Annotated in this window: 15 protein-coding genes; 1 reads left to right on the top strand and 14 read right to left on the bottom strand. The window is 40.0% G+C overall.

The window, feature by feature from the left end:
- Window positions 1-4 precede the first annotated feature (4 nt).
- The 3 genes from BUA02_RS06370 to BUA02_RS06360 form a co-directional block, all read right to left on the bottom strand.
- A complete protein-coding gene (locus tag BUA02_RS06370; RefSeq protein ID WP_071175876.1) occupies window positions 5-643 on the bottom strand; it encodes a redox-sensing transcriptional repressor Rex in 639 nt (212 codons plus the stop codon).
- A gap of 110 nt (window positions 644-753) precedes the next feature.
- Window positions 754-3,492 (bottom strand): glycoside hydrolase family 2 TIM barrel-domain containing protein, encoded by a 2,739-nt coding sequence (locus tag BUA02_RS06365; RefSeq protein WP_072701911.1) that lies wholly within the window; start codon window positions 3,490-3,492, stop codon window positions 754-756.
- Window positions 3,493-3,626: 134 nt separating this feature from the next.
- Entirely contained in the window at window positions 3,627-5,348 is a 1,722-nt protein-coding gene (locus BUA02_RS06360; RefSeq protein ID WP_072701909.1) for a methyl-accepting chemotaxis protein, read from the bottom strand.
- A 188-nt stretch (window positions 5,349-5,536) separates the two neighbouring features.
- Between BUA02_RS06360 and hslO the strand changes: the two genes are divergently transcribed.
- Complete coding sequence (gene hslO, locus BUA02_RS06355) at window positions 5,537-6,424, top strand: Hsp33 family molecular chaperone HslO (protein WP_072701907.1); 888 nt, start codon at window positions 5,537-5,539, stop codon at window positions 6,422-6,424.
- Here the strand turns inward: hslO and BUA02_RS06350 are convergent, their stop codons facing one another.
- The 11 genes from BUA02_RS06350 to BUA02_RS06300 form a co-directional block, all read right to left on the bottom strand.
- Window positions 6,425-6,700, bottom strand: a complete 276-nt coding sequence (locus tag BUA02_RS06350; RefSeq protein ID WP_072701905.1) for a hypothetical protein — start codon at window positions 6,698-6,700, stop codon at window positions 6,425-6,427.
- A 3-nt stretch (window positions 6,701-6,703) separates the two neighbouring features.
- Entirely contained in the window at window positions 6,704-7,519 is an 816-nt protein-coding gene (locus BUA02_RS06345) for a hypothetical protein (protein ID WP_072701903.1), read from the bottom strand.
- 33 nt (window positions 7,520-7,552) lie between these two features.
- Complete coding sequence (gene aguB / locus BUA02_RS06340; protein WP_072701901.1) at window positions 7,553-8,452, bottom strand: N-carbamoylputrescine amidase; 900 nt, start codon at window positions 8,450-8,452, stop codon at window positions 7,553-7,555.
- Window positions 8,453-8,470: 18 nt separating this feature from the next.
- A complete protein-coding gene (gene aguA, locus BUA02_RS06335; RefSeq protein ID WP_072701899.1) occupies window positions 8,471-9,709 on the bottom strand; it encodes an agmatine deiminase in 1,239 nt (412 codons plus the stop codon).
- Between the two features lie 31 nt (window positions 9,710-9,740).
- Complete coding sequence (gene nspC / locus BUA02_RS06330; protein ID WP_072701897.1) at window positions 9,741-10,904, bottom strand: carboxynorspermidine decarboxylase; 1,164 nt, start codon at window positions 10,902-10,904, stop codon at window positions 9,741-9,743.
- Window positions 10,905-10,964: 60 nt separating this feature from the next.
- Window positions 10,965-12,578, bottom strand: coding sequence for a putative ABC transporter permease subunit (locus tag BUA02_RS06325; RefSeq protein WP_072701895.1), 1,614 nt, complete (start codon window positions 12,576-12,578; stop codon window positions 10,965-10,967).
- Window positions 12,568-13,296 carry an ABC transporter ATP-binding protein gene (locus BUA02_RS06320; RefSeq protein WP_071175866.1) on the bottom strand — a complete coding sequence of 243 codons (729 nt, stop codon included), beginning with the start codon at window positions 13,294-13,296 and terminating at the stop codon, window positions 12,568-12,570. The genes BUA02_RS06325 and BUA02_RS06320 overlap by 11 nt, the downstream gene beginning before the upstream one ends.
- A gap of 194 nt (window positions 13,297-13,490) precedes the next feature.
- Window positions 13,491-14,753, bottom strand: a complete 1,263-nt coding sequence (locus tag BUA02_RS06315) for a saccharopine dehydrogenase family protein (RefSeq protein ID WP_072701893.1) — start codon at window positions 14,751-14,753, stop codon at window positions 13,491-13,493.
- A gap of 190 nt (window positions 14,754-14,943) precedes the next feature.
- On the bottom strand, window positions 14,944-15,807 hold the full coding sequence (gene speE, locus BUA02_RS06310) for a polyamine aminopropyltransferase (RefSeq protein WP_071177448.1): 864 nt from the start codon (window positions 15,805-15,807) through the stop codon (window positions 14,944-14,946).
- Window positions 15,808-15,826: 19 nt separating this feature from the next.
- Window positions 15,827-17,275: an aminotransferase class I/II-fold pyridoxal phosphate-dependent enzyme gene (locus BUA02_RS06305; protein WP_072701891.1), complete on the bottom strand. Its 1,449-nt coding sequence runs from the start codon at window positions 17,273-17,275 to the stop codon at window positions 15,827-15,829.
- Window positions 17,276-17,414: 139 nt separating this feature from the next.
- A complete protein-coding gene (locus BUA02_RS06300; protein ID WP_072701889.1) occupies window positions 17,415-19,106 on the bottom strand; it encodes a hypothetical protein in 1,692 nt (563 codons plus the stop codon).
- Window positions 19,107-19,118: the final 12 nt, after the last annotated feature.

The raw sequence follows: 19,118 nt of genomic DNA, 5'->3' as shown, positions 1-19,118 counted from the left end.
CCGTTTAATCGTTATTTTCGTACCTGTTTATATTATACGATAGTTTCATCAAACTGTCAGATAAATGTACATTTTCTACCTGAATATTGTTAGGAACATCCAGATCAACATGAGCAAAGTTCCATATTGCCTTAATGCCGCATTCTACAAGCTTGTGGGCCATAGGAACTGCCTGCTCCTTAGGAATAGTAAGAACTGCAATCTCAATCTTGTTCTTTTTAACAAAATCTTCCATCTCCTCAATAGGACGAACCTCTACATCTCTGATCATTGTGCCGTAGAGTTCTGGATTACAGTCGAACGCACCCTTAAATACAAATCCTCTTCTAGTAAAATTGGTATATCCTGCAATTGCCTTACCAAGATGACCAGTACCAATAATAACAAGACTATGCTGCTTGTCTATACCAAGGATCTTACTAATCTCATCGTACAGATAATTAACATTGTAGCCATAACCCTGCTGACCAAAACCACCAAAGTTATTAAAATCCTGTCTTATCTGAGAAGCAGTTACCTTCATGATGTCGCTAAGTTCCTGAGAAGAGATCCTTTCAACTCCTTTTTCCTTGAGATCTCCCAAGTATCTAAAATATCTAGGAAGTCTGCCAATGACTGCCTGAGAAATTTCTTTATCTGCCATACCCCGCTCCTTGAAAAGTTATATATTTAAAAAAATGTTTGTTAATTATTCAACAATACAATTATAATCACAGCTATAGGGCATGTCAATTGAAGCAGCGCTTGATTTTATCAATTTTTAAGCATTATTTTTTGGATAAAAGAAATGTCTATTTCTTGCTCTGGTTCAAACTCGTCTGATGAAATATATCTGTATATATTCATAAGCAGTGCCCTTGCCTCTGGATGTTCCAGCAAATTATGTAATCCCATAGAGGAAGCAAGCACCTTGCCCTTTAAGCATTTTGCTTCAAACAGCATACTCATAGGCCTTAAATACATATATGAATCCATCTCAGTTATGATGGAAGTGATATATTCCGGCATAATAAATGCTCTTTGGCTTGCCATAGGCCACCACTGCCACTGACTATAATTATTTGTCGGGAAGTCCTTAAATATCGGATGTTCCTTGTTTATCAGCTGACCCATGCTGCCTTCCTGCTCCTTGAACATGTCAGCGCACCAAAAATCCGGTGAAAACTGGCACTTAATGGATGAGGGAATGGCATCTGCGGTAGAATCCGGTGAAAGGTACACTATTCCGCCATTTTCAAGGACTTCTATTGCCTTGTCATCAAAAGCTCTGGTCTCATAAACATTTTCAGGGCTCTGAATGTCTTTTAGGAACTCTTTTTGATAAACCCAGATAGGATAAGTGTTTTCAATATCTGTGTTCTCTAAATATGCGATGATCAAAAGCTCCCTGGCTTTTTTATCTGATAATGATCCGGATAAAGGAAAATCGATCTTTCCAATCTCAGTAAGCTCTCCCACTTTGCAGCATGCATTTTCGCTTATCTTATATTCTTCGAGCACCTTATCATCAGCAGCATCCACAAGTTTTACCTTAAAGGTACCTTCAAGTGCCTTCTTGCCATAGTTTGCGACCTTTAATAGAGCTGTAACACTCTCATCATCTGTGTAGGTGTACTTTGGCAAAAGAACTAGCGGCAATGCCTCTCTATAGAATACCCTGAACTTCTCAGCCTTGGCAAAGTCATACTTTTTGGTTTCAAGATGAGAATTCATCATGCCAACAAGGGCTGTGCCCTGCCCTGGGAAGTCCTGAAGTCCAAGAAGTGATAAGCCTGACATATCTGGAGTTCTAAGAACAGACTCAACTTCTTCCCTATAGCAAAGTCTTGAAAGCTCGCCCGTAGCCTCTACATATTTGTCCCAATCCCTAAGGATTCCAACCTTATCAGCATGTTCCTTTACAAGCTTTAGATTTACAGGATCTGTAACCCCTTTAAAATCTTCAAGCTCATTAAAATCAGGTAAAACCTCGTACTGACCCACTTCAAAACCAAATATTGGCTTTTTATACTCATTTCTGATCTGGGCTGTCACCTTACTAAAATCATGAGAAGCTGATGGATACTCGTTATTTAAAAAGCCTATCATTCCGGGAGATGTGGCTCTTAACATATCCTTGTAATAGCCCATGGATGTATAGAAATCACTATCTTTGTTATAGCCCTTTTCTCCGTAAAAAACATTTGACCCCCAGGCAAAAAGTCTGGTATCATCAATGTCCTTTGCCATTTTTACCAGCTCGATCATAACCCTCGTGCCAGCTATATCAGAGCCAAGTTCATTTCCAAGAGTAAGCATCACAAAGGATGGATGATTTGCGTATTCTTTAATGATCTCTTTTAGCTCTTTTTCATAATATTCCCTGCTGTATTTCTCAACAAAAGCGTCATTAGGATTCCAATGTGAAAGTTCAGGCTGAACCATGATACCAAGCTTATCTGCAGCCACAAAAGCAGCTTCCACAGGGCAATGGGAGTGGAATCTTACGCAGTTGATGCCATAGGATTTATACTTTTCCATAACTTTAAGCCAGCTCTCTACATCCATTGGAGCATGGCCAGTTTCTGGAAACTCAGCGCAGTTAGCCTCTCCTCTTAAAAAGAATCTCCTGCCATTTATAGTAAGGCGACCTTCATTGTCGTAGCTAAAGTCACGTATTCCGAAGGTCTCTGTACTTTCATCAAGCTCTGTTCCATTGTTATCAAACAGGTTCCATTTGCAGCTATAGAGATTTCCTTCGTACTCATCCCACCTTCTTACATCTTTCTTAAGTGCCACTGTAGTCTTTACGGTAAAAGAGCCTTTTTCTGCAAGATCAAGCTCTATATGTACCTCATCTGCAAAGGCCTCAGAGTTAAGAGTGATTGTTCCATTAAAGGCTCTATCACTATTAACAACTGCCTCTATCTCTGCACTTCCAGCCTTAGGATAAATGCTAAGTCTTTCAACAAAAACACATTCCTTTGAAAAAAGGCTCATCTGACCTAAAAGGCCATTCCAGTTAGTCTGAGTTTCATCAGTAGCCGTAGATGAGTAGATTATTCCTGCTCTTGGCATGTTCTCATAGTCGTTATCACAAATAAACTCTATAGTAGAGTCTTTCTTCAAAAGCCCGGTAACTTCAAATAAATAATGAGTAGAAAGGCTTCCTCTAAGAGCCTTAACCTCCCTGTCATCAACCTTTAAGAAAAGGTTTCTGGAGCGCTCAACCTTAATAAACAAGCGCTTACTTAGTTCTTTTTCAAAGCCAGATAAAACATCACTTAGCTCACGCTTATAATAAGCCTTTCCATAATATGAAAACTTACGAGTAAGTCTGGTAGCTATCGGTCCTTCAGCCTTCTTCTGACCTTTACCCTGCTCAGTTATCAGAATATCATCCACTAAGCCGATCTTATTTTCATCAAGAGATCCTGGAAGCTTTGCTACAAACTCTTTTTCATAATCTGAATCTAAATAAATCTTGTATTCACCTGAAATATCAACCTTCATGTAGTTACCCCGCCAAAATATGCAATAAAATAAGCCTGGACGGTAAAAATACCATCCAGACTTAATTATACGATATTACGGACAATCAAGAATATCTCTATTATTGCCCAAAACTGTTACTATCTTGCTCTTTATCAGATCTTGAAATAGCTGATAACGTCTGTCATCTCTCCTGCAAGGTCCTGAAGTTTAGCTGCAGACTCAGTAATAAGTGAGAATGTAGCATTAAGCTCCTGCATAGAAGCATTTGTTTCCTCAGTTGAAGCAGCGTTCTCTTCTGAAATAGCTGAAAGATCAGCGATGATCTCAACAAGCTCATCCTTTGCAGTATTGAGCTTTTCAACGTGCTGTGAAATGTTACCTGTGCTGTTTGTAACATTATTTACGTTTTCTGCCATGCTCTGCATATTAGATTTGGTATCATCAAGATGTTCTGACTGCATTTCAAAGCTGCTGTTAAGTCTCTCAAGGACTTCTACAGATGCCGCAGAATCAGTCACAAGCCTTTCAACGATTTTCTTGATCTCTTCTGCAGAATTACTACTCTGAACAGCAAGCTTACCGATCTCAGATGCAACTACTGCAAAACCTTTTCCTGCTTCACCAGCTCTTGCTGCCTCAATAGAAGCATTAAGTGAAAGGAGGTTTGTCTGAGATGCAATCTCTGTAATTGCTTCAGAGAACTCTGAAATCTGTCTTGCTGACTCATTTGTTGACTGAATAGTATTGCCTATATCACTTACAGAATCTTTTACTTCGTTGCTCTGATCAATAAGCTTAATAAGTGATCCCATAGCTGCTTCACAGGTTGTTCTCATCTCGCCTGCATATTCATTGAGCTGCTCTACGTTCTGAGCTACTTCATCAATATCTTTTCCAATGGTCTGAGTGTTACCTGCAGCTGTCTCAATGCTCTCTGCCTGAGTTACAGCTCCCTTAGCAATATCATCTACAGCCTGACTAACCTGAGTTGATGCATTTGAAGCCTGATTAGCTGATGTTGAAAGCTCTGAACCTGAAGTCTTGAGCTCATTTGACATCTCTGTTGTCTGTCTGATGACATCGCCAAGCTTCTGACTAAGAGTCCTTGCTCCATCTGCAAGAAGTCCTATCTCATCATTTCTCTTAAGAGAAGTCTCATCTATATTAAGGGCAAGCTCGCCCTTTGAAAGATTTCCAAGCTCATTAGCGATCTCTTTCATCTTGACAGAAACCTTGTTAGTGCAAAGGATACCTACAAGTGAAAGAAGAATTGCAAGAACGATTGAAATAATGGACATCTGTGCAATGATGTCATTAATAGATAAATCAACACTCCTACTCTCTCTTGCTGCAAATACCATACCGATCACTGTTCCGTCATCATTCTTAAGTGGTGCATAGTAGCAATAATAGCTTGTTGAAGTGCCTGCTGGAACAGTTTTTAAATAATAATCCTGTTTATTCTTTACAACAGTGTCATATACCTTATCAGAAAGGCTCACTCCTGTTGCCTTACTTCCAGAAGAAGTTTTAAGAGTTGTGATCACCCTCTCTTTTCCATAAATAACAGAATACTCAACACCAGTCTTGCTCTTCATGTCATCCATGATAGTTTCATAGTCTAAAGTTACGTCCTGCTCCCCCTTATAGACAACTCCGTCTACATAGCTCCAATCGCCGTCCCATACCTGGTTCATCTCGCTTTCAAGCTGATTGACCGCAACCTTAAGCTCTTCCTGAAGCATGTCATCGTAAACATCCTTGGTCCTGATACCACTTATCACAGTCAGCACGATCGAGATGCCTATTACAGCTGCAACTGCCGCAATAACCAGCTTGACAACAACTTTCCCATTCCTTACTTTTTCATCCATGATAAAAATTCCGCCTCCTCATAGCGTAAAATTTATAAATTAATTCTTATTTTTATATCGGATAAATAAAATAATAAATTATAGTTATTTCCAAAATAATTTTTTCTCTGCACAGGTTTACACTAAAATAAAAATCATTTATCATAACTAGGTTCAATGATTCATGATTATAGAAAAGAGGTTTGAATATGTCTTATAAAGATTATATGGTCCGTGCAACTGCTGGAAATGCTCAGATAAGAGCCTTTGCAGCAACAACTAGAGACCTTTCAGAATATGCAAGAAAAGCCCACAACTTATCTCCTATTGCGGCAGCTGCACTTGGAAGACTCATGACAGGAACAGTTATGATGGGAACAATGATGGACAATGACGATGACCTTATCACAGTCAAAATGGACGGTGATGGTCCTTTAAAGGGAGTTCTCGCAACAGCAGACAGACACGGCAATGTTAAGGGATATGCTGTTAATCCTTACGTCATCATGGAGCCAAATGCCCAGGGACACCTTAATGTAGGCGGTGGCATCGGCGAAGGTACTCTTACTGTTATCCGTGATATGGGCATGAAAGAACCATATGTTGGTCAGGTTCCTTTATACTCAGGCGAAGTTGCCGAGGATCTTACATACTACTTTACCAAATCCGAGCAGACTCCTTCATCAGTAGGTCTTGGAGTTTTAGTTGAAAGAGAATCTCTCTCAGTTATAGCTGCCGGCGGATTTATCATTCAGCTTCTTCCTTTTGCTGACGAACAGACAATCACTCACCTTGAGTTCAATCTTCAGAAGTTCTCTTCTGTTACAGATATCTTAAAGGCTGGTAAGACTCCAGAAGAGCTTTTGAGCATCGTTTTAGACGGCTTTGATATTGAATTCACCGAAAAGACTGATCTTAATTTCTACTGCAACTGTGATAAGGACCGCGTAGAAAGAGCTCTTATGCTGATTGGCAAAAAAGACATTCAGGAAATGATAGATGATGGAAAAGAGATCGAAGTTTGCTGTCACTTCTGTAATAAAGCATATACTTTTTCAATTGATGAACTTAAAGCCATCAAAGAAAAGGCTAAATAATTATTTGGAAAAAGCGTTTTGTAGTTTATGATATATTATAACTCTCTTCTTGTTGTATTTATCTGCGAGATGTCCGCCAACCAGATTGGCAGGTAAAAACATTATTCCTGAAACAATTATGAATGTCGCCGTTTCTGCGGCATTTAAACCAAGCTTTTTATTTAGGATAAGCGTCATCATGGGCCAGATCATGGCTCCAAGATTTGTAACTATCCTCCCAAGAAAGAGAATATAATTCTCCTTCTTTAATCCTTTATATTGAGTAAAAATTTTCATTATTTATTTCCTTGTAGCAAAGTCAAAAATTCTTTTAGCAAAATGAATGATAAAAATGCATACCAGCATAAACAGGTTGGCATAAAAGATACCTACAATGTAGTAGTTTCTCTCAAGGAAATATCCAAGATGAAAACCAAGGCCTCCAAGAACAGCCGTTAGCGCAAGGCTTGTTAATAGATATGGAAGATTCAGGAATACTCTCTTGATGTTTTCAATAAAATCCTTGAAGGAAGCGTCAAAATATACAAATCTACCGATCATAAGGCCGAAATAATACATCATTACAGGACCATACTGACTGCCATCACCTATTGTATTTAAGAAGATCAGAAGAATGATCACATAGAACATGCCAAGCATCCTCATTGTAGCCTTCTCTTCACCTGTAAGAAGCTTTAAAGGGATGATGATAGCATCAAGAATAGAGTTGATGACGCAGGACAAACAGATAAGGAGAAGCAGCATAAAATCCTTACCATCAGCCCATGCCTGGATGAAAGTCGCCTCAGCCTCTGTCAGACCACCTATAACGCCTTTTTCATAAAGCGCATATACGTGATTAATGATGACATAAGCGCAGGAAAAAGACATTACCGAAGTTCCGGAAATGATCATCTCAAAGAGCTTATGAATTCTAACATCAAAATCTTCTCTTAGATACTCATCTCTATGTTTCTCATTGTATCTCTGAGCTATAGCTACTGAAATGCCATAGATTATAAGTACGCACAGTCCAATGGCTACAAATGTCATAAGCAAGAAAATAAGTTTTTTTACTAGTGTAAAATCAGGATTAAAATAAGCCTCAATGTTCATGTCTGATATTCCTTTTTACCTTCTAATAATTTTTCACTTAGTAATATCTGTATAGCATTCCGGTCTTCTGTCTCTAAAAAGTCCCCAGGAAGAACGGTTTCTTCTGATCTCATCGAAGTCGTACTCAGCATAGATTATCTCTTCTTGATCACGACTCGCTCTTGCAACAAGATCTCCTGTTTCATCAGTAAGGAAGCTGTTACCATAGAAAGTAAGACTGGATCTTTGTCCGCCATTTTCCTCACTTGGCTCAACATCTTCTCTTCCAATTCTGTTAGCTGCAGCAACTGGAATAATATTAGCAGCAGAATGTCCCTGCATTGTGCGCATCCAGTGTCCTGAAGAATCAACTTCAAGGATTGGCTCGGAGCCAATAGCTGTAGGATAAAGAATGATATCTGCGCCCTTAAGAGCAAGGCACCTTGCGGTCTCTGGGAACCACTGATCCCAGCAGATGCCTACACCAACTCTGCCATATTCTGTATCAAAGACCTTAAATCCAGTGTTGCCAGGTGTAAAATAAAACTTCTCCTGATAGTAGTGATCATCCGGAATATGTGTTTTTCTATAGGTTCCAAGGTTTGAGCCATCTGCGTCTATCATAGCTACAGAGTTATAGAAGGTGTTTCCATCCTTCTCATATACACTTATTGGCATTACAACCTTAAGCTCTTTACACACCTTCTGAAAGTGAAGTACTGCAGGATTTTCAGAAATTGGAAGCGCCAAATCATAGTAATCGTAGCGTCTCTCCTGACAGAAATACTTTCTCTCAAAGAGCTCTGATAAAAGAATGATCTTGGCTCCATTTGAAGCTGCCTTTCTAACAAGCTCTTCTGCCTTATTTATGCTGTTTTGAACCTGCTTGCTATCATTTGCAGCTACTTTGCCGCAAGCATACTGAATGCAGGCTACTTTAATTTTATTTGCCATATATTTTCCTCTTACAAATTATCCTGGAATCTGCTGTGTAATGCAGTGGATATTGCCCCCACCTAAAAGAATAGCTCTGGCAGGAATTCCAACAACCTCTCTATCCTTACACAGTTCCTTAAGTATTTCAATAGCTCTTTTATCACTATCTGAATTTTCTCCACCAAACTGGGGAACTAGCACAGCACCATTTACATAGTAAAAGTTAACATAGCTAGCTGCAAGGCGCTCGCCAGCTTCTCTCATATCTTCTCCCTCTTCAAACTCATAGTTTGAAAGATCCTTATCAGTTACGAGAACTGGATGATCAGGAATAGGAAGTTTATGTACCTTTATTTTTCTGCCTTTTGCATCAGTTTCATTTTCAAGATAATCAAGACATGCCTTAGATAGTTCATACTGAGGATCCTTCTCATCATCTGTCCAGGCAAGAACCGCCTCTGCAGGCGCTGTAAATGCGCAGACGTTATCCACATGTTCATTGGTCTCATCGTTATATATTCCACGAGGAAGCCACAAAACTTTTTTCACACAAAGATAATCTTTAAGCTTCTGTTCAATCTGTTCTTTGGTCATTGAAGGGTTTCTACCTGCACTTAAAAGGCAACTCTCAGTAACCATTGCTGTTCCTTCGCCGTCAACGTGAATTGAGCCGCCCTCTAATACAAATGGCGCCGCATCATACATATCTGTATCCAGAGCCTTGCAAAATCTCTCTGCGACCTTATCATCCTTATCCCAGGATGCATAAAGCCCATCCACTTCGCCGCCCCAGGCATTAAAACTCCAGTTGATACCGCGAAGACTACGCTTTATATCACATACAAAGGTTGGTCCCACATCCCTTGCCCAGGAATCATCTGATTCTATAGGAAGAACAACGCATCTGTCATCTAAAAGGTCTTCCAAAAGAACATCATCTTCGCTTACGTCCTTTGGCAAATCTGATTCTTTAAAAAGACGCTGGAACTCTTTTTCGTAGCCACCATTTTCCTTGAGTTCTTCGCAGTAATTCTTGGTCACATCGTAAAGGACCTTAACAGCATCTTCGTAGTGCCCCTCATCTGCAAGCAAAAAGAGTCTTTCTCTTTTTACGATTTCCAAAAAGATCTTAGAAAAGCTCTTTAGCGCGTCAGTTCTATCTTTTCCCCAGCTTCCCGGCCTTGTTGGATAGATCATCAATGTACCAAAATGCTTTGAAAATTCAGCAGGCATCATAAAACCGTCTTTTGACGGTGTAGTAGTAATTTTATTCATGTCTATGTCCTTGTCTTATTCTTAATATAGGTTAAAGTCTACACTTAAAATCCTGATATCCAAAAGTCTTTAGTACTTCTATGCTTCCATCCTCATGCATGATATCTATATCAGGAAGTGCCATACCATTGAAGGTATTGTTTTTGACCATACTGTAAATAGCCATATCTTCAAATACAAGCCTGTCGCCAATCTCTTTTTTATCATCAAAGCTAAAATCACCTATAACATCGCCTGCAAGGCAGGTTCTTGACGATAATCTGTAGGTATAAGTCTTTTCACCAGCTTCCCCAGAGTCTCTAAGAGGTGGTCTATAGGGCATCTCAAGTACATCTGGCATATGGCAGGCTGCAGATGTATCTAGTATGAGAACAGGATACTTCTCAGTTTCAACTATATCCATTACTGTAGTTACAAGATATCCAGCATCAAGAGCAATAGCTTCGCCTGGCTCAAGATAAACATCTATTCCATAGGTATCTCTTATTCTCTTAACAAGCTCTATGAGTCCCTCTACGTCATAGCCTTCTCTTGTAATATGATGCCCACCGCCAAGGTTGATCCATTTGATCTGTTTAAAGAACTTTGCAAAGTCCTTTTCAACTCTTTCCAAAGTCTCTTTTAACGGTTCAAATCCCTGTTCGCATAATGTATGGAAATGGATACCCTCTACGCCATCAGGAAGGACATCAGGCATATCTACTCTTCTGATACCCAGCCTTGACCCCGGTGCACAAGGGTCATATATCTCATGTCCATCCTGGGTACTATATTCAGGATTTATCCTAAGTCCAACAGATAATCTACCTTCTTCAACTTTCTTTTCCCACACTTTTCTATGATGCTCAAGCTGATTTAAAGAATTAAAGACAATGTGATCTACAATGCCCACAACCTCCTCGAACTCTTCATCCTTAAAGGCTGGCTCAAATACGTGATTTTCAAGCTTCTTGCCATTTGCGTCACATGGCATAAGTTCCTCATAAGCAAGCCTTGCCTCATATAATCCAGAAGCTGTTGCTCCTGTAAGATATTTAGCCACAAGTGGATATGTCTTATATGCAGAAAAAGCCTTCTGCGCAAGAAGTATCCTGGCTCCAGACTCATCCTGTACTTTCTTAAGTACCTCAAGATTTTCCCTTAACTTCTTTTCATCAATTACATATGCAGGTGTATTTATATTTTCTATCTTCATATTTTCCTCAAAAAAAAATAGTAGATGACCCGAAGATCATCTACTATAGTATAGCATAAATCATTTAGCTAGCTTTAAAACTAATGTATAACATACGCTTGTAAGAATACATTCAACAAGTATCAGGCAAATAGTAACTATGTTGGCATTTGTAACAGTTCCAAGCCATACCACAAGTACCATAAGTCCCATGGTAAAGAGCATATTTGTAAACATGTAGGAACAAACTGCTGCTCCCTGCTTGATGACCTCTATCTCATTCTCCCAATCAAGCCTCATGAACTTGATACCACATACACATCCGAATGTAGTGGAAAAAGCACATAGAACAAGTCCCAGTACCAAATAAAGAACTGCATTTATCAAAGGTACCTTAGCAGAAATGCAAAAGCAAAGAATTCCAAAGACTACAGCAGGAACTGTAAGGTACATGTTAAAAAGCATCTTGCCCTGATAGATAGTCTTCTTTTCAAGTGGAAGGCTCTGCACTATCCAGTAGTTCTTGCCTTCAAGAGATGGAGAACTAGCTACTGATGAGAGCATTCCCACTAGGAAATAAACAAACAAAGGAATCGCTGGGTGCAGGATGTCAGTAGGTATTGGAGCTCCTTTGGTGACAACATATACCACCTTGTCAAAGCCAACGATCAAAACTGCTATACCAGCAATCAGAGCCATTACAACGCCAACTCCTACGTTAACGCAGTAATTAGTTGAGCCCATGAATCTCCTAAACTCTTTATAAGCAAGAGTGTTCAGAACACTCTTTTTCTTTTGACCAGAGAGCTTGTAATCTTTCCTAGCCACATGACTCTTAAGGGCTGAATTGATCTTCCTGTAATTCTTACCAACTATGGCAAATACAGCCATCAGCAAAAGGACTGATACTGCCACAAATAATACTGCATATAAAAGGCCGGCTATCTTACACTCTCCAACAAGTGTAATCGCCTTTGAGAAAAGAGCTGCTGGAAAATAATATGCATCGACCTTTTTATTGAACTCATCAAAGGCTACTGCAATATCCACTCCAGAGTTATTCTTGGCAACTGCTTCGATTATGTATGAAAGTGAAAAGCAAAACATAACGAAGATAAGCGTAAGAACTGTTTGGATAGTATTCTTTTTCTCAAATCCAGAGCTGACCTTGGCTATAAGAAATCCAATAAATGAAGCAATAAGCATCGGAATGATCGGAATAAACAAAGCAAGGCAGATCCACAAAGGATATATCCAAAATGCAGCCTTTGAAAAGATACCATAGCAGACCATCATTGTAAGTGATACAACTGCGTACCAAGGAAGGCTCTTAACATACATGTAAAAGAATCTGCACATAGCAATGTCTTTTACCTTAAAAGGAAGAGCCATGAGCATATCGTACTCTTTAAAGTTAAAAAGATATCCATTGGTCTTAAAAAATGTAAATACAAAGGCAATAGATGAAACTGTTACAGCACATATTGTAGGAACAATGCTGATATATCCTGTGACGCCAAGGCCAATGCAGCCTAAGCTTGAGTAAATTATGAGCATAGCAAAAAGTATTAGCATTCCAAAAAATCCAGCTACGCTTCTGCCCTTCTTTTTCTTGTCAGTACTGTATTTACTGATATTGGATAGGCTGGTAGAAAGAAGAAGAGTCTTAAGTAATATAATGTTCTTACTTTTCATCCTCCACCTCCAGGAATACTGATTCCAAAGACTGGCCCTGTGTCAGTTCTTCCATTGTACCTTTTTCAATTATCTCGCCATTTTTGATGATAGCGATCTTGTTGCAAAGCTTTTCTGCAACATCAAGTACATGTGTTGAGAAAAAGACTGCTGCTCCATTTTCACACATATCATGCATGATCTGCTTGAGAGTAAATGAAGCTTTTGGGTCAAGGCCTACAAAAGGCTCATCCAGGACCATAAGCTTTGGCTCATGGATAAGCGCTGAGATAATAGCAACCTTCTGCTTCATTCCGTGTGAATATGAGCTAATGAGGTCTCCTAAGGAATCAGTTATCTCAAACATGTCAGCATACTTCTTTATGAGAGTCTGTCTCTTTTCCTCATCGATCTCAAAAACATCTGCAATAAAGTTCAAATACTGTATTCCCGTGAGATTCTCGTATAGATCTGGATTATCAGGAATATATGCTGTTAATTTCTTACATTCAAGTGGCTCATCTTTTACTGAATGACCATCAATAAAGATCTCTCCCTCATCAAAATCAAGAACTCCAACAACAGCTCTGATAGTTGTGGACTTACCTGCTCCATTATGTCCAATAAAGCCGTAAATATCTCCACTTTCTACAGTAAGGTTTATATCGTTTGCAGCTTTCTTAGAAGCTCCATACGATTTTGAATAATGCTTAATATCAAGTACTACATTCTGTCCCATAACATTATTTCCTCCTAGATTCCCCTATTATACGATCGAGTAGGCTGACTCCTACTCGATTTCGCACACGAACATTCCGCACTTAGTGCTCCATGTTCTTACGACCGGCAAATGAATTTGTATGCAAGCATCCATTCGCTTGCCGGTCTTGTGCAGCAAAAAAAGCCTTAGCTTGTAGGCTAAGGCTTAAATTATTAGTCAACTAATACTGGGTTTTCATCAACTACCCATGGAAGTCCGAACTCATTGAGCATCTCCATGTATGGATCTGGATCAAACTCATCTGTTGTGAATACACCTGGTTTCTTCCACTGTCCTGAAAGAACAAGTGCTGTACCGATCATAGCTGGAACACCTGTTGTGTAGCTGATAGCCTGGCTACCAAGCTCCTTGTAGCATTCCTGATGGTCGCAAACATTGTAGATGTAAAGAGTCTTCTCTTTGCCATCCTTCTTGCCACGGAAGATACAACCGATATTAGTCTTACCAACTGTTCTAGGTCCAAGGCTTGCTGGATCTGGTAAAAGAGCCTTAAGGAACTGAATAGGAACAATGTCATGACCTTCAAACTTGATAGGAGTTGTTGAAAGCATTCCAACATCCTCAAGACATCTCATGTGATCAAGATAGCTCTGACCAAATGTCATGAAGAATCTTATTCTCTTGATCTCTGGGAAATTACGTCCAAGAGCCTCGATCTCCTCGTGGTGAAGAAGGTACATATCCTTCTGACCTACCTGAGGGAAGTCATACTCTCTCTTGATCTCCATAGGCTTTGTCTCAACCCACTTTCCATTCTCCCAGTAGCTTCCATTTGCGCTTACTTCACGAAGGTTAATCTCTGGGTTAAAGTTTGTAGCAAATGCATATCCGTGGTCACCGCCGTTGCAGTCAAGGATATCTACAGACTCGATCTCATCGAAATAGTGCTTCTTTGCGTAAGCAACAAATACACTTGTAACACCTGGATCAAAACCTGTTCCAAGAAGACCTGTGATACCTGCCTCCTTGAACTTGTCCATGTATGCCCACTGATAGCTGTAATCAAAGTATGCTGTGAAGCCCTTCTCTTTACATCTCTTCTCGTAAGCTGCGCGCCATACAGGCTCATCTGTATCCTCTGGCTCGTAGTTTGCTGTATCGATATAATCAACCTTGCATTCAAGACAAGCATCCATGATAGCAAGATCTTGATATGGAAGAGCTACGTTAAGTACAGCATCTGGCTGGTACTCCTTGATAACTCTTACCACATCCTTAACATCATCAGCATTAACTGTTGCTGTTGTTATCTTAACTGGTGTGCCCTGTTTCTCAAGCTTATCCTTAAGGGCATCGCACTTAGAAACTGTTCTGCTTGCAAGACACATCTCTGTGAAAATCTTGCTGTTCTGTGCGCACTTCTGAATTGCAACCTGCGCAACACCGCCGCATCCAATAACTAATAATCTACTCATTTCAATCTCCTTTTATCTATATTCTTACTAGATAACACGGATTGTTACGTGCTTCGCACTTTCACAATCCTCAAAAGCATTCGTAAATCATGGGGCCCCTACCCCATTTTTTTACTCATGCTTTTTCAGGTCATGAATTGATACATCAATACGCAAGCAAGCTTGCATTGATGTATCAATTATGACCATGTTATCTAGACATATCCTCCTCCTCTTGAAGAAGATCCTCAACATACTTAGGTAGCATGAAAGCTCCCTTGTGAAGGTGAGTTGTATAATACCAGGTCTTAATACCTCTTTCATCCCATCTGTCAGGATTGAAATCCTTAAGTGGATGATATTTCTTACTTGCAAATCCAAAGAGCCAGTAACCTGCCGGGCATGTAGGAATATGTGCCTGATAAACTCTGTTTACAGGGAATACTCTGTATGCCTTTCTGTGCATTGCTCTGCAGCTCTCTTCATCCTCATCATAGAATGGACTGCCATGCTGATAGACCATGATTCCATCATCGTGAAGAGCCTTGTAGCAGCTACCATAGAACTCCTTTGTGAAAAGACCTGCTTCATGTCCTAAAGGTTCTGTAGCATCGTTGATGATAAGGTCGTACATATCTTCACACTTACGAAGGTACTTAAGTCCATCCTGATAATAGATATGAACTCTGTCATCCTCAAGTCCAACAGCATTGTCTGGGAAGAACTGCTTACATACATCCACAAACATATTGTCAGGCTCTACTACGTCGATGACCTTGATCTCGTCATAATGGCACAGCTCTCTGGCTACGCCGCCGTCTCCACCACCAAGTACCAAAACTCTCTGTACTTTAGGATGTACTGCCATAGGAACATGAACGATCATCTCGTCATATGTGAATTCATCTTTTTCTGAAAAGATAATATTTCCGTCTGAAGTTAAAAACTTTCCAAATTCAGGTGAATCGAAAACGTCTATTCTCTGAAATTCACTGCTTCCAGAAAATAACTGCTTGCTGATCCTAATACTGATCTTAACATTGCCAGTGTGCATATCACTGAACCAATAATCCATCTCAGCCATATTATCCTCCTCATTTTAGCACGAATAGTGCTGAAATATCTTCACTTTCAGGTCCCTGCATTGAGCAGCCTTTGACCATTGCTGTCTTGATGTAGTTAAGAATTTCCTCTGAAATAACTTCCCCAGGAGAAAGGATAGGAATTCCTGGTGGGTAACACATAACTGACTCAGCACTGATCCTTCCAACGCACTGATCAATTGGTAATTGCTCTTTTTCAGCATAGAAAGCTTCCTGAGGAGTAGCTTTCACAATAGGAGTGATATATTCTGCTGAAAAGAACTTCTGCTCTGGCTTGGAGTAAAGTCTCCTGATGTCTGCAAGGGCTCCAGCAAGACGCTCGATATCCTGAAGTCTGTCACCGATTGAAATATAAGCCATTACATTTGAGAGATCTCCAAATTCCATCTGAATGTCATATTCATCGCGGAGAAGGTCATATACTTCGATACCTGTAAGACCGATGCTCCTTGTATTAACTACGAGTTTAGTCTCATCGAAATCAAAGATGCTTCCGCCGTTTTTAAGCTCATTACCATAAGCGTAATAGCCGCCGATATCATTGATCTCTTCTCTGGCGTACTGTGCCATCTTGGTAACTTTCTCGAAGCTGTTATATCCGTTAAGTGCAAGGTTACGTCTGGAAATATCAAGGCTTCCAAGTAAGAGGTAACTAGCACTTGTAGTCTGAGTAAGGTTAACAATCCTGCTGATGTAACCGATATTAGCATCTGGTCCACACAGAAGGATTGAACTCTGAGTAAGACTTCCACCTGACTTGTGCATACTGATGGCTGCCATATCTGCTCCAGCTGCCATAGCATTAAGTGGAAGATGTGGGCCAAAGTAAAGGTGAGTACCGTGTGCTTCATCAACAAGAGCCTTCATGCCATGTTCATGAGCAAGCTCCACGATAGCCTTAAGATCTGAGCAAATACCGTAATATGAAGGGTTATTGATGAGAATAGCCTTAGCATCTGGGTTTTCTTCTACAGCTTTACGAACATCTGCTATCTCCATCCCAAGAGGAATCCCAAGCTTGGTATCAACCTTTGGATCAATATAAACAGGAACTGCACCGCAAAGAATTAGGGCATTGATAGCACTCTTATGGACGTTTCTAGGCATAATGATCTTTTCACCCATTTTCACATGAGAAAGAACCATTGCCTGTACAGCACTGGTGGTACCATTAACCATCATAAAAGCATGAGCTGCTCCAAAAGCATCAGCCATAAGCTCCTCTGCCTCTTTGATAACAGAAACAGGGTGACATAAGTTATCAAGTGGTTTCATAGAATTGACATCTATTCCCACGCATCTATCACCAAGAAAGCTCACAAGTTCAGCATTTCCGCGTCCTCTCTTGTGTCCAGGAACATCAAATGGTACTACTCGCTGCTTTCTAAATTTCTCTAAAGCCTCATAAATTGGCGCTCTTTTTTGTCTCTCAAGATCCAATTATTCATACCCTCCAAAATTACACTAAACATACGAAAAGGAGTAGCACGCCAATTGACGTGCAACCCCTTATAATATCTAATTTACACAGTAAGGTTATAATACTATAAAACTAAATAATATTAAAGAAGTTTTTTAGTTAATCTTCTTCAATTTCCGGCTCTTCCATTTCAAATTTATCTGGTGCCATTGCATCCTCTGAAGGCTCCTCAGAATCTCCCTCTTCTGGCTCTGGTTCCTGCTCAGGCTCTGGCTCTGGCTCCGGCTCAGGTTCTGCCTCAGGCTCTACTTCTGGTTCTGCCACAGGTGCTACTTCTTCTGGCTCTGCATTTCCACCTTCGCCGTCAAAAGATGCTGCGTCAGGATTTACTTCTTCATCAGAAGCTGTTTCATCATCTTCTGCCTCTTCATCAAGACTGGAGCTTTCAGTAGCTGCGTCTTCTACGTCTTCCTCAGAGATTGCCAAAACTGCTGCCTCGTCCTCTTCTACAATCTTATTCTCAGCTTCCCATTTTGCTATCTCTTCAGCTATTATCTCATGAACATCTACTGTTTCTACTTCGATAGATGTTTGATCCATATTTATGCTTCCATCAGGACCTACAGTAAATACAGCCTCTCCAGACATATTTTTTGCCACATATCCAGCAATATAATTCTCAGTGTAAACGATCACCTCCGGATACTTCTGAATCCTTCTTGCGCCCTGTACAGCTGGTTTTTCACCAGTTCCCTCTTCAGGTTCACCCTCTGTTTCATCATTAGCAGATTCAGTCTCTGCCTCTGGTTCAATTTCTTCAACTATTTCTTCTTCGCGCTCTAGGATCTCAATACTTGCTACCCTGCTGCCTACCACCGGCTCAAATGTCCATATAGCGGTAAAAGAGCTATTACCATCAGCATCGATCACTTCGTCATAAAGGCTCCAACTACGGACATCACCATCTGTATCAATAAATGGTATTGAGATAGATCCTGCTTCCTCAGTAAAGTCGCTATCAAGATAGATCCTGTTATCATCAGAATAGTAGTCAACTGATACTTCTTCATTTCCCCTATCTTCATCTGATACAAGATCATATCTGTCACTTCTCATTACCTGCATGTGCCTATAGTATCTGCCATAAATATCAAAAGTAAGGGTATTTTCAAATAAGGCAAGTATAGAATCATCTATCATAAGATTTCCATCTGCATCGCAAATTGGAAGATCCTCTTCTCCAAGATAAAAGCCCTTCAAATGGCCAGATTCTGTATCTCCAGTTATGACTTCATCAAGACCTTCATTTACGTTTGTGATCTCTTCTGTACCTTCATAATCTGCGTAGTAGGCATCATTTTTGAAAAAGACTGACCTGCTGCCCCTACCATTTACTATTATCTCTCTTGGAGTCATATCATAGTCAGCGTCAACATCAAGTCTCTCAACACCGCCTAGCATAAGTCCAAGAATACTGTATAAAGAGTTATCTCCGCCAATAACTTCTCCGTTTTCATCAGATAAATAGAGCTTTTCTTCCTCCATGTTTGCTACAAAGTCATAGGCACTTGTAAGACCATCAATTCGTCTACTTAGCTCATTTGCCCTATCAGAATCAGCAGATTCTCTCTCTGCTGACAGATTAGATATAGAGCTTCTGATCATCACAAGGAGAGTCTCTCTATCAATAGAAAAACCAGTAAAATCATAACCAAACTTATCCATTTCAGAAGAGCTAACTGGAAGGCTCGCCATGGATACTGTTTCATTGGCACTAACCCTCATGTAGCTTACTAGTGAAAAAAGAATGATCACAAATAATGAAGTTATCCTCAAAAATCTCTTTTTCATAGGCTTTACCCC

Origin of the sequence: Butyrivibrio hungatei DSM 14810, from assembly GCF_900143205.1 — a bacterium.
Classification (GTDB): domain Bacteria; phylum Bacillota; class Clostridia; order Lachnospirales; family Lachnospiraceae; genus Butyrivibrio; species Butyrivibrio hungatei.
This window is presented reverse-complemented; position numbering and strand designations above follow the sequence as displayed.

What these genes read in the sequence shown, in the direction of transcription:
- BUA02_RS06370 (WP_071175876.1), bottom strand. Translation starts at nt 643, where the DNA reads ATGGCAGATAAAGAAATTTCTCAGGCAGTCATTGGCAGACTTCCTAGA.
- BUA02_RS06365 (WP_072701911.1), bottom strand. Translation starts at nt 3,492, where the DNA reads ATGAAGGTTGATATTTCAGGTGAATACAAGATTTATTTAGATTCAGAT.
- BUA02_RS06360 (WP_072701909.1), bottom strand. Translation starts at nt 5,348, where the DNA reads ATGGATGAAAAAGTAAGGAATGGGAAAGTTGTTGTCAAGCTGGTTATT.
- hslO (WP_072701907.1), top strand. Translation starts at nt 5,537, where the DNA reads ATGTCTTATAAAGATTATATGGTCCGTGCAACTGCTGGAAATGCTCAG.
- BUA02_RS06350 (WP_072701905.1), bottom strand. Translation starts at nt 6,700, where the DNA reads ATGAAAATTTTTACTCAATATAAAGGATTAAAGAAGGAGAATTATATT.
- BUA02_RS06345 (WP_072701903.1), bottom strand. Translation starts at nt 7,519, where the DNA reads ATGAACATTGAGGCTTATTTTAATCCTGATTTTACACTAGTAAAAAAA.
- aguB (WP_072701901.1), bottom strand. Translation starts at nt 8,452, where the DNA reads ATGGCAAATAAAATTAAAGTAGCCTGCATTCAGTATGCTTGCGGCAAA.
- aguA (WP_072701899.1), bottom strand. Translation starts at nt 9,709, where the DNA reads ATGAATAAAATTACTACTACACCGTCAAAAGACGGTTTTATGATGCCT.
- nspC (WP_072701897.1), bottom strand. Translation starts at nt 10,904, where the DNA reads ATGAAGATAGAAAATATAAATACACCTGCATATGTAATTGATGAAAAG.
- BUA02_RS06325 (WP_072701895.1), bottom strand. Translation starts at nt 12,578, where the DNA reads ATGAAAAGTAAGAACATTATATTACTTAAGACTCTTCTTCTTTCTACC.
- BUA02_RS06320 (WP_071175866.1), bottom strand. Translation starts at nt 13,296, where the DNA reads ATGGGACAGAATGTAGTACTTGATATTAAGCATTATTCAAAATCGTAT.
- BUA02_RS06315 (WP_072701893.1), bottom strand. Translation starts at nt 14,753, where the DNA reads ATGAGTAGATTATTAGTTATTGGATGCGGCGGTGTTGCGCAGGTTGCA.
- speE (WP_071177448.1), bottom strand. Translation starts at nt 15,807, where the DNA reads ATGGATTATTGGTTCAGTGATATGCACACTGGCAATGTTAAGATCAGT.
- BUA02_RS06300 (WP_072701889.1), bottom strand. Translation starts at nt 19,106, where the DNA reads ATGAAAAAGAGATTTTTGAGGATAACTTCATTATTTGTGATCATTCTT.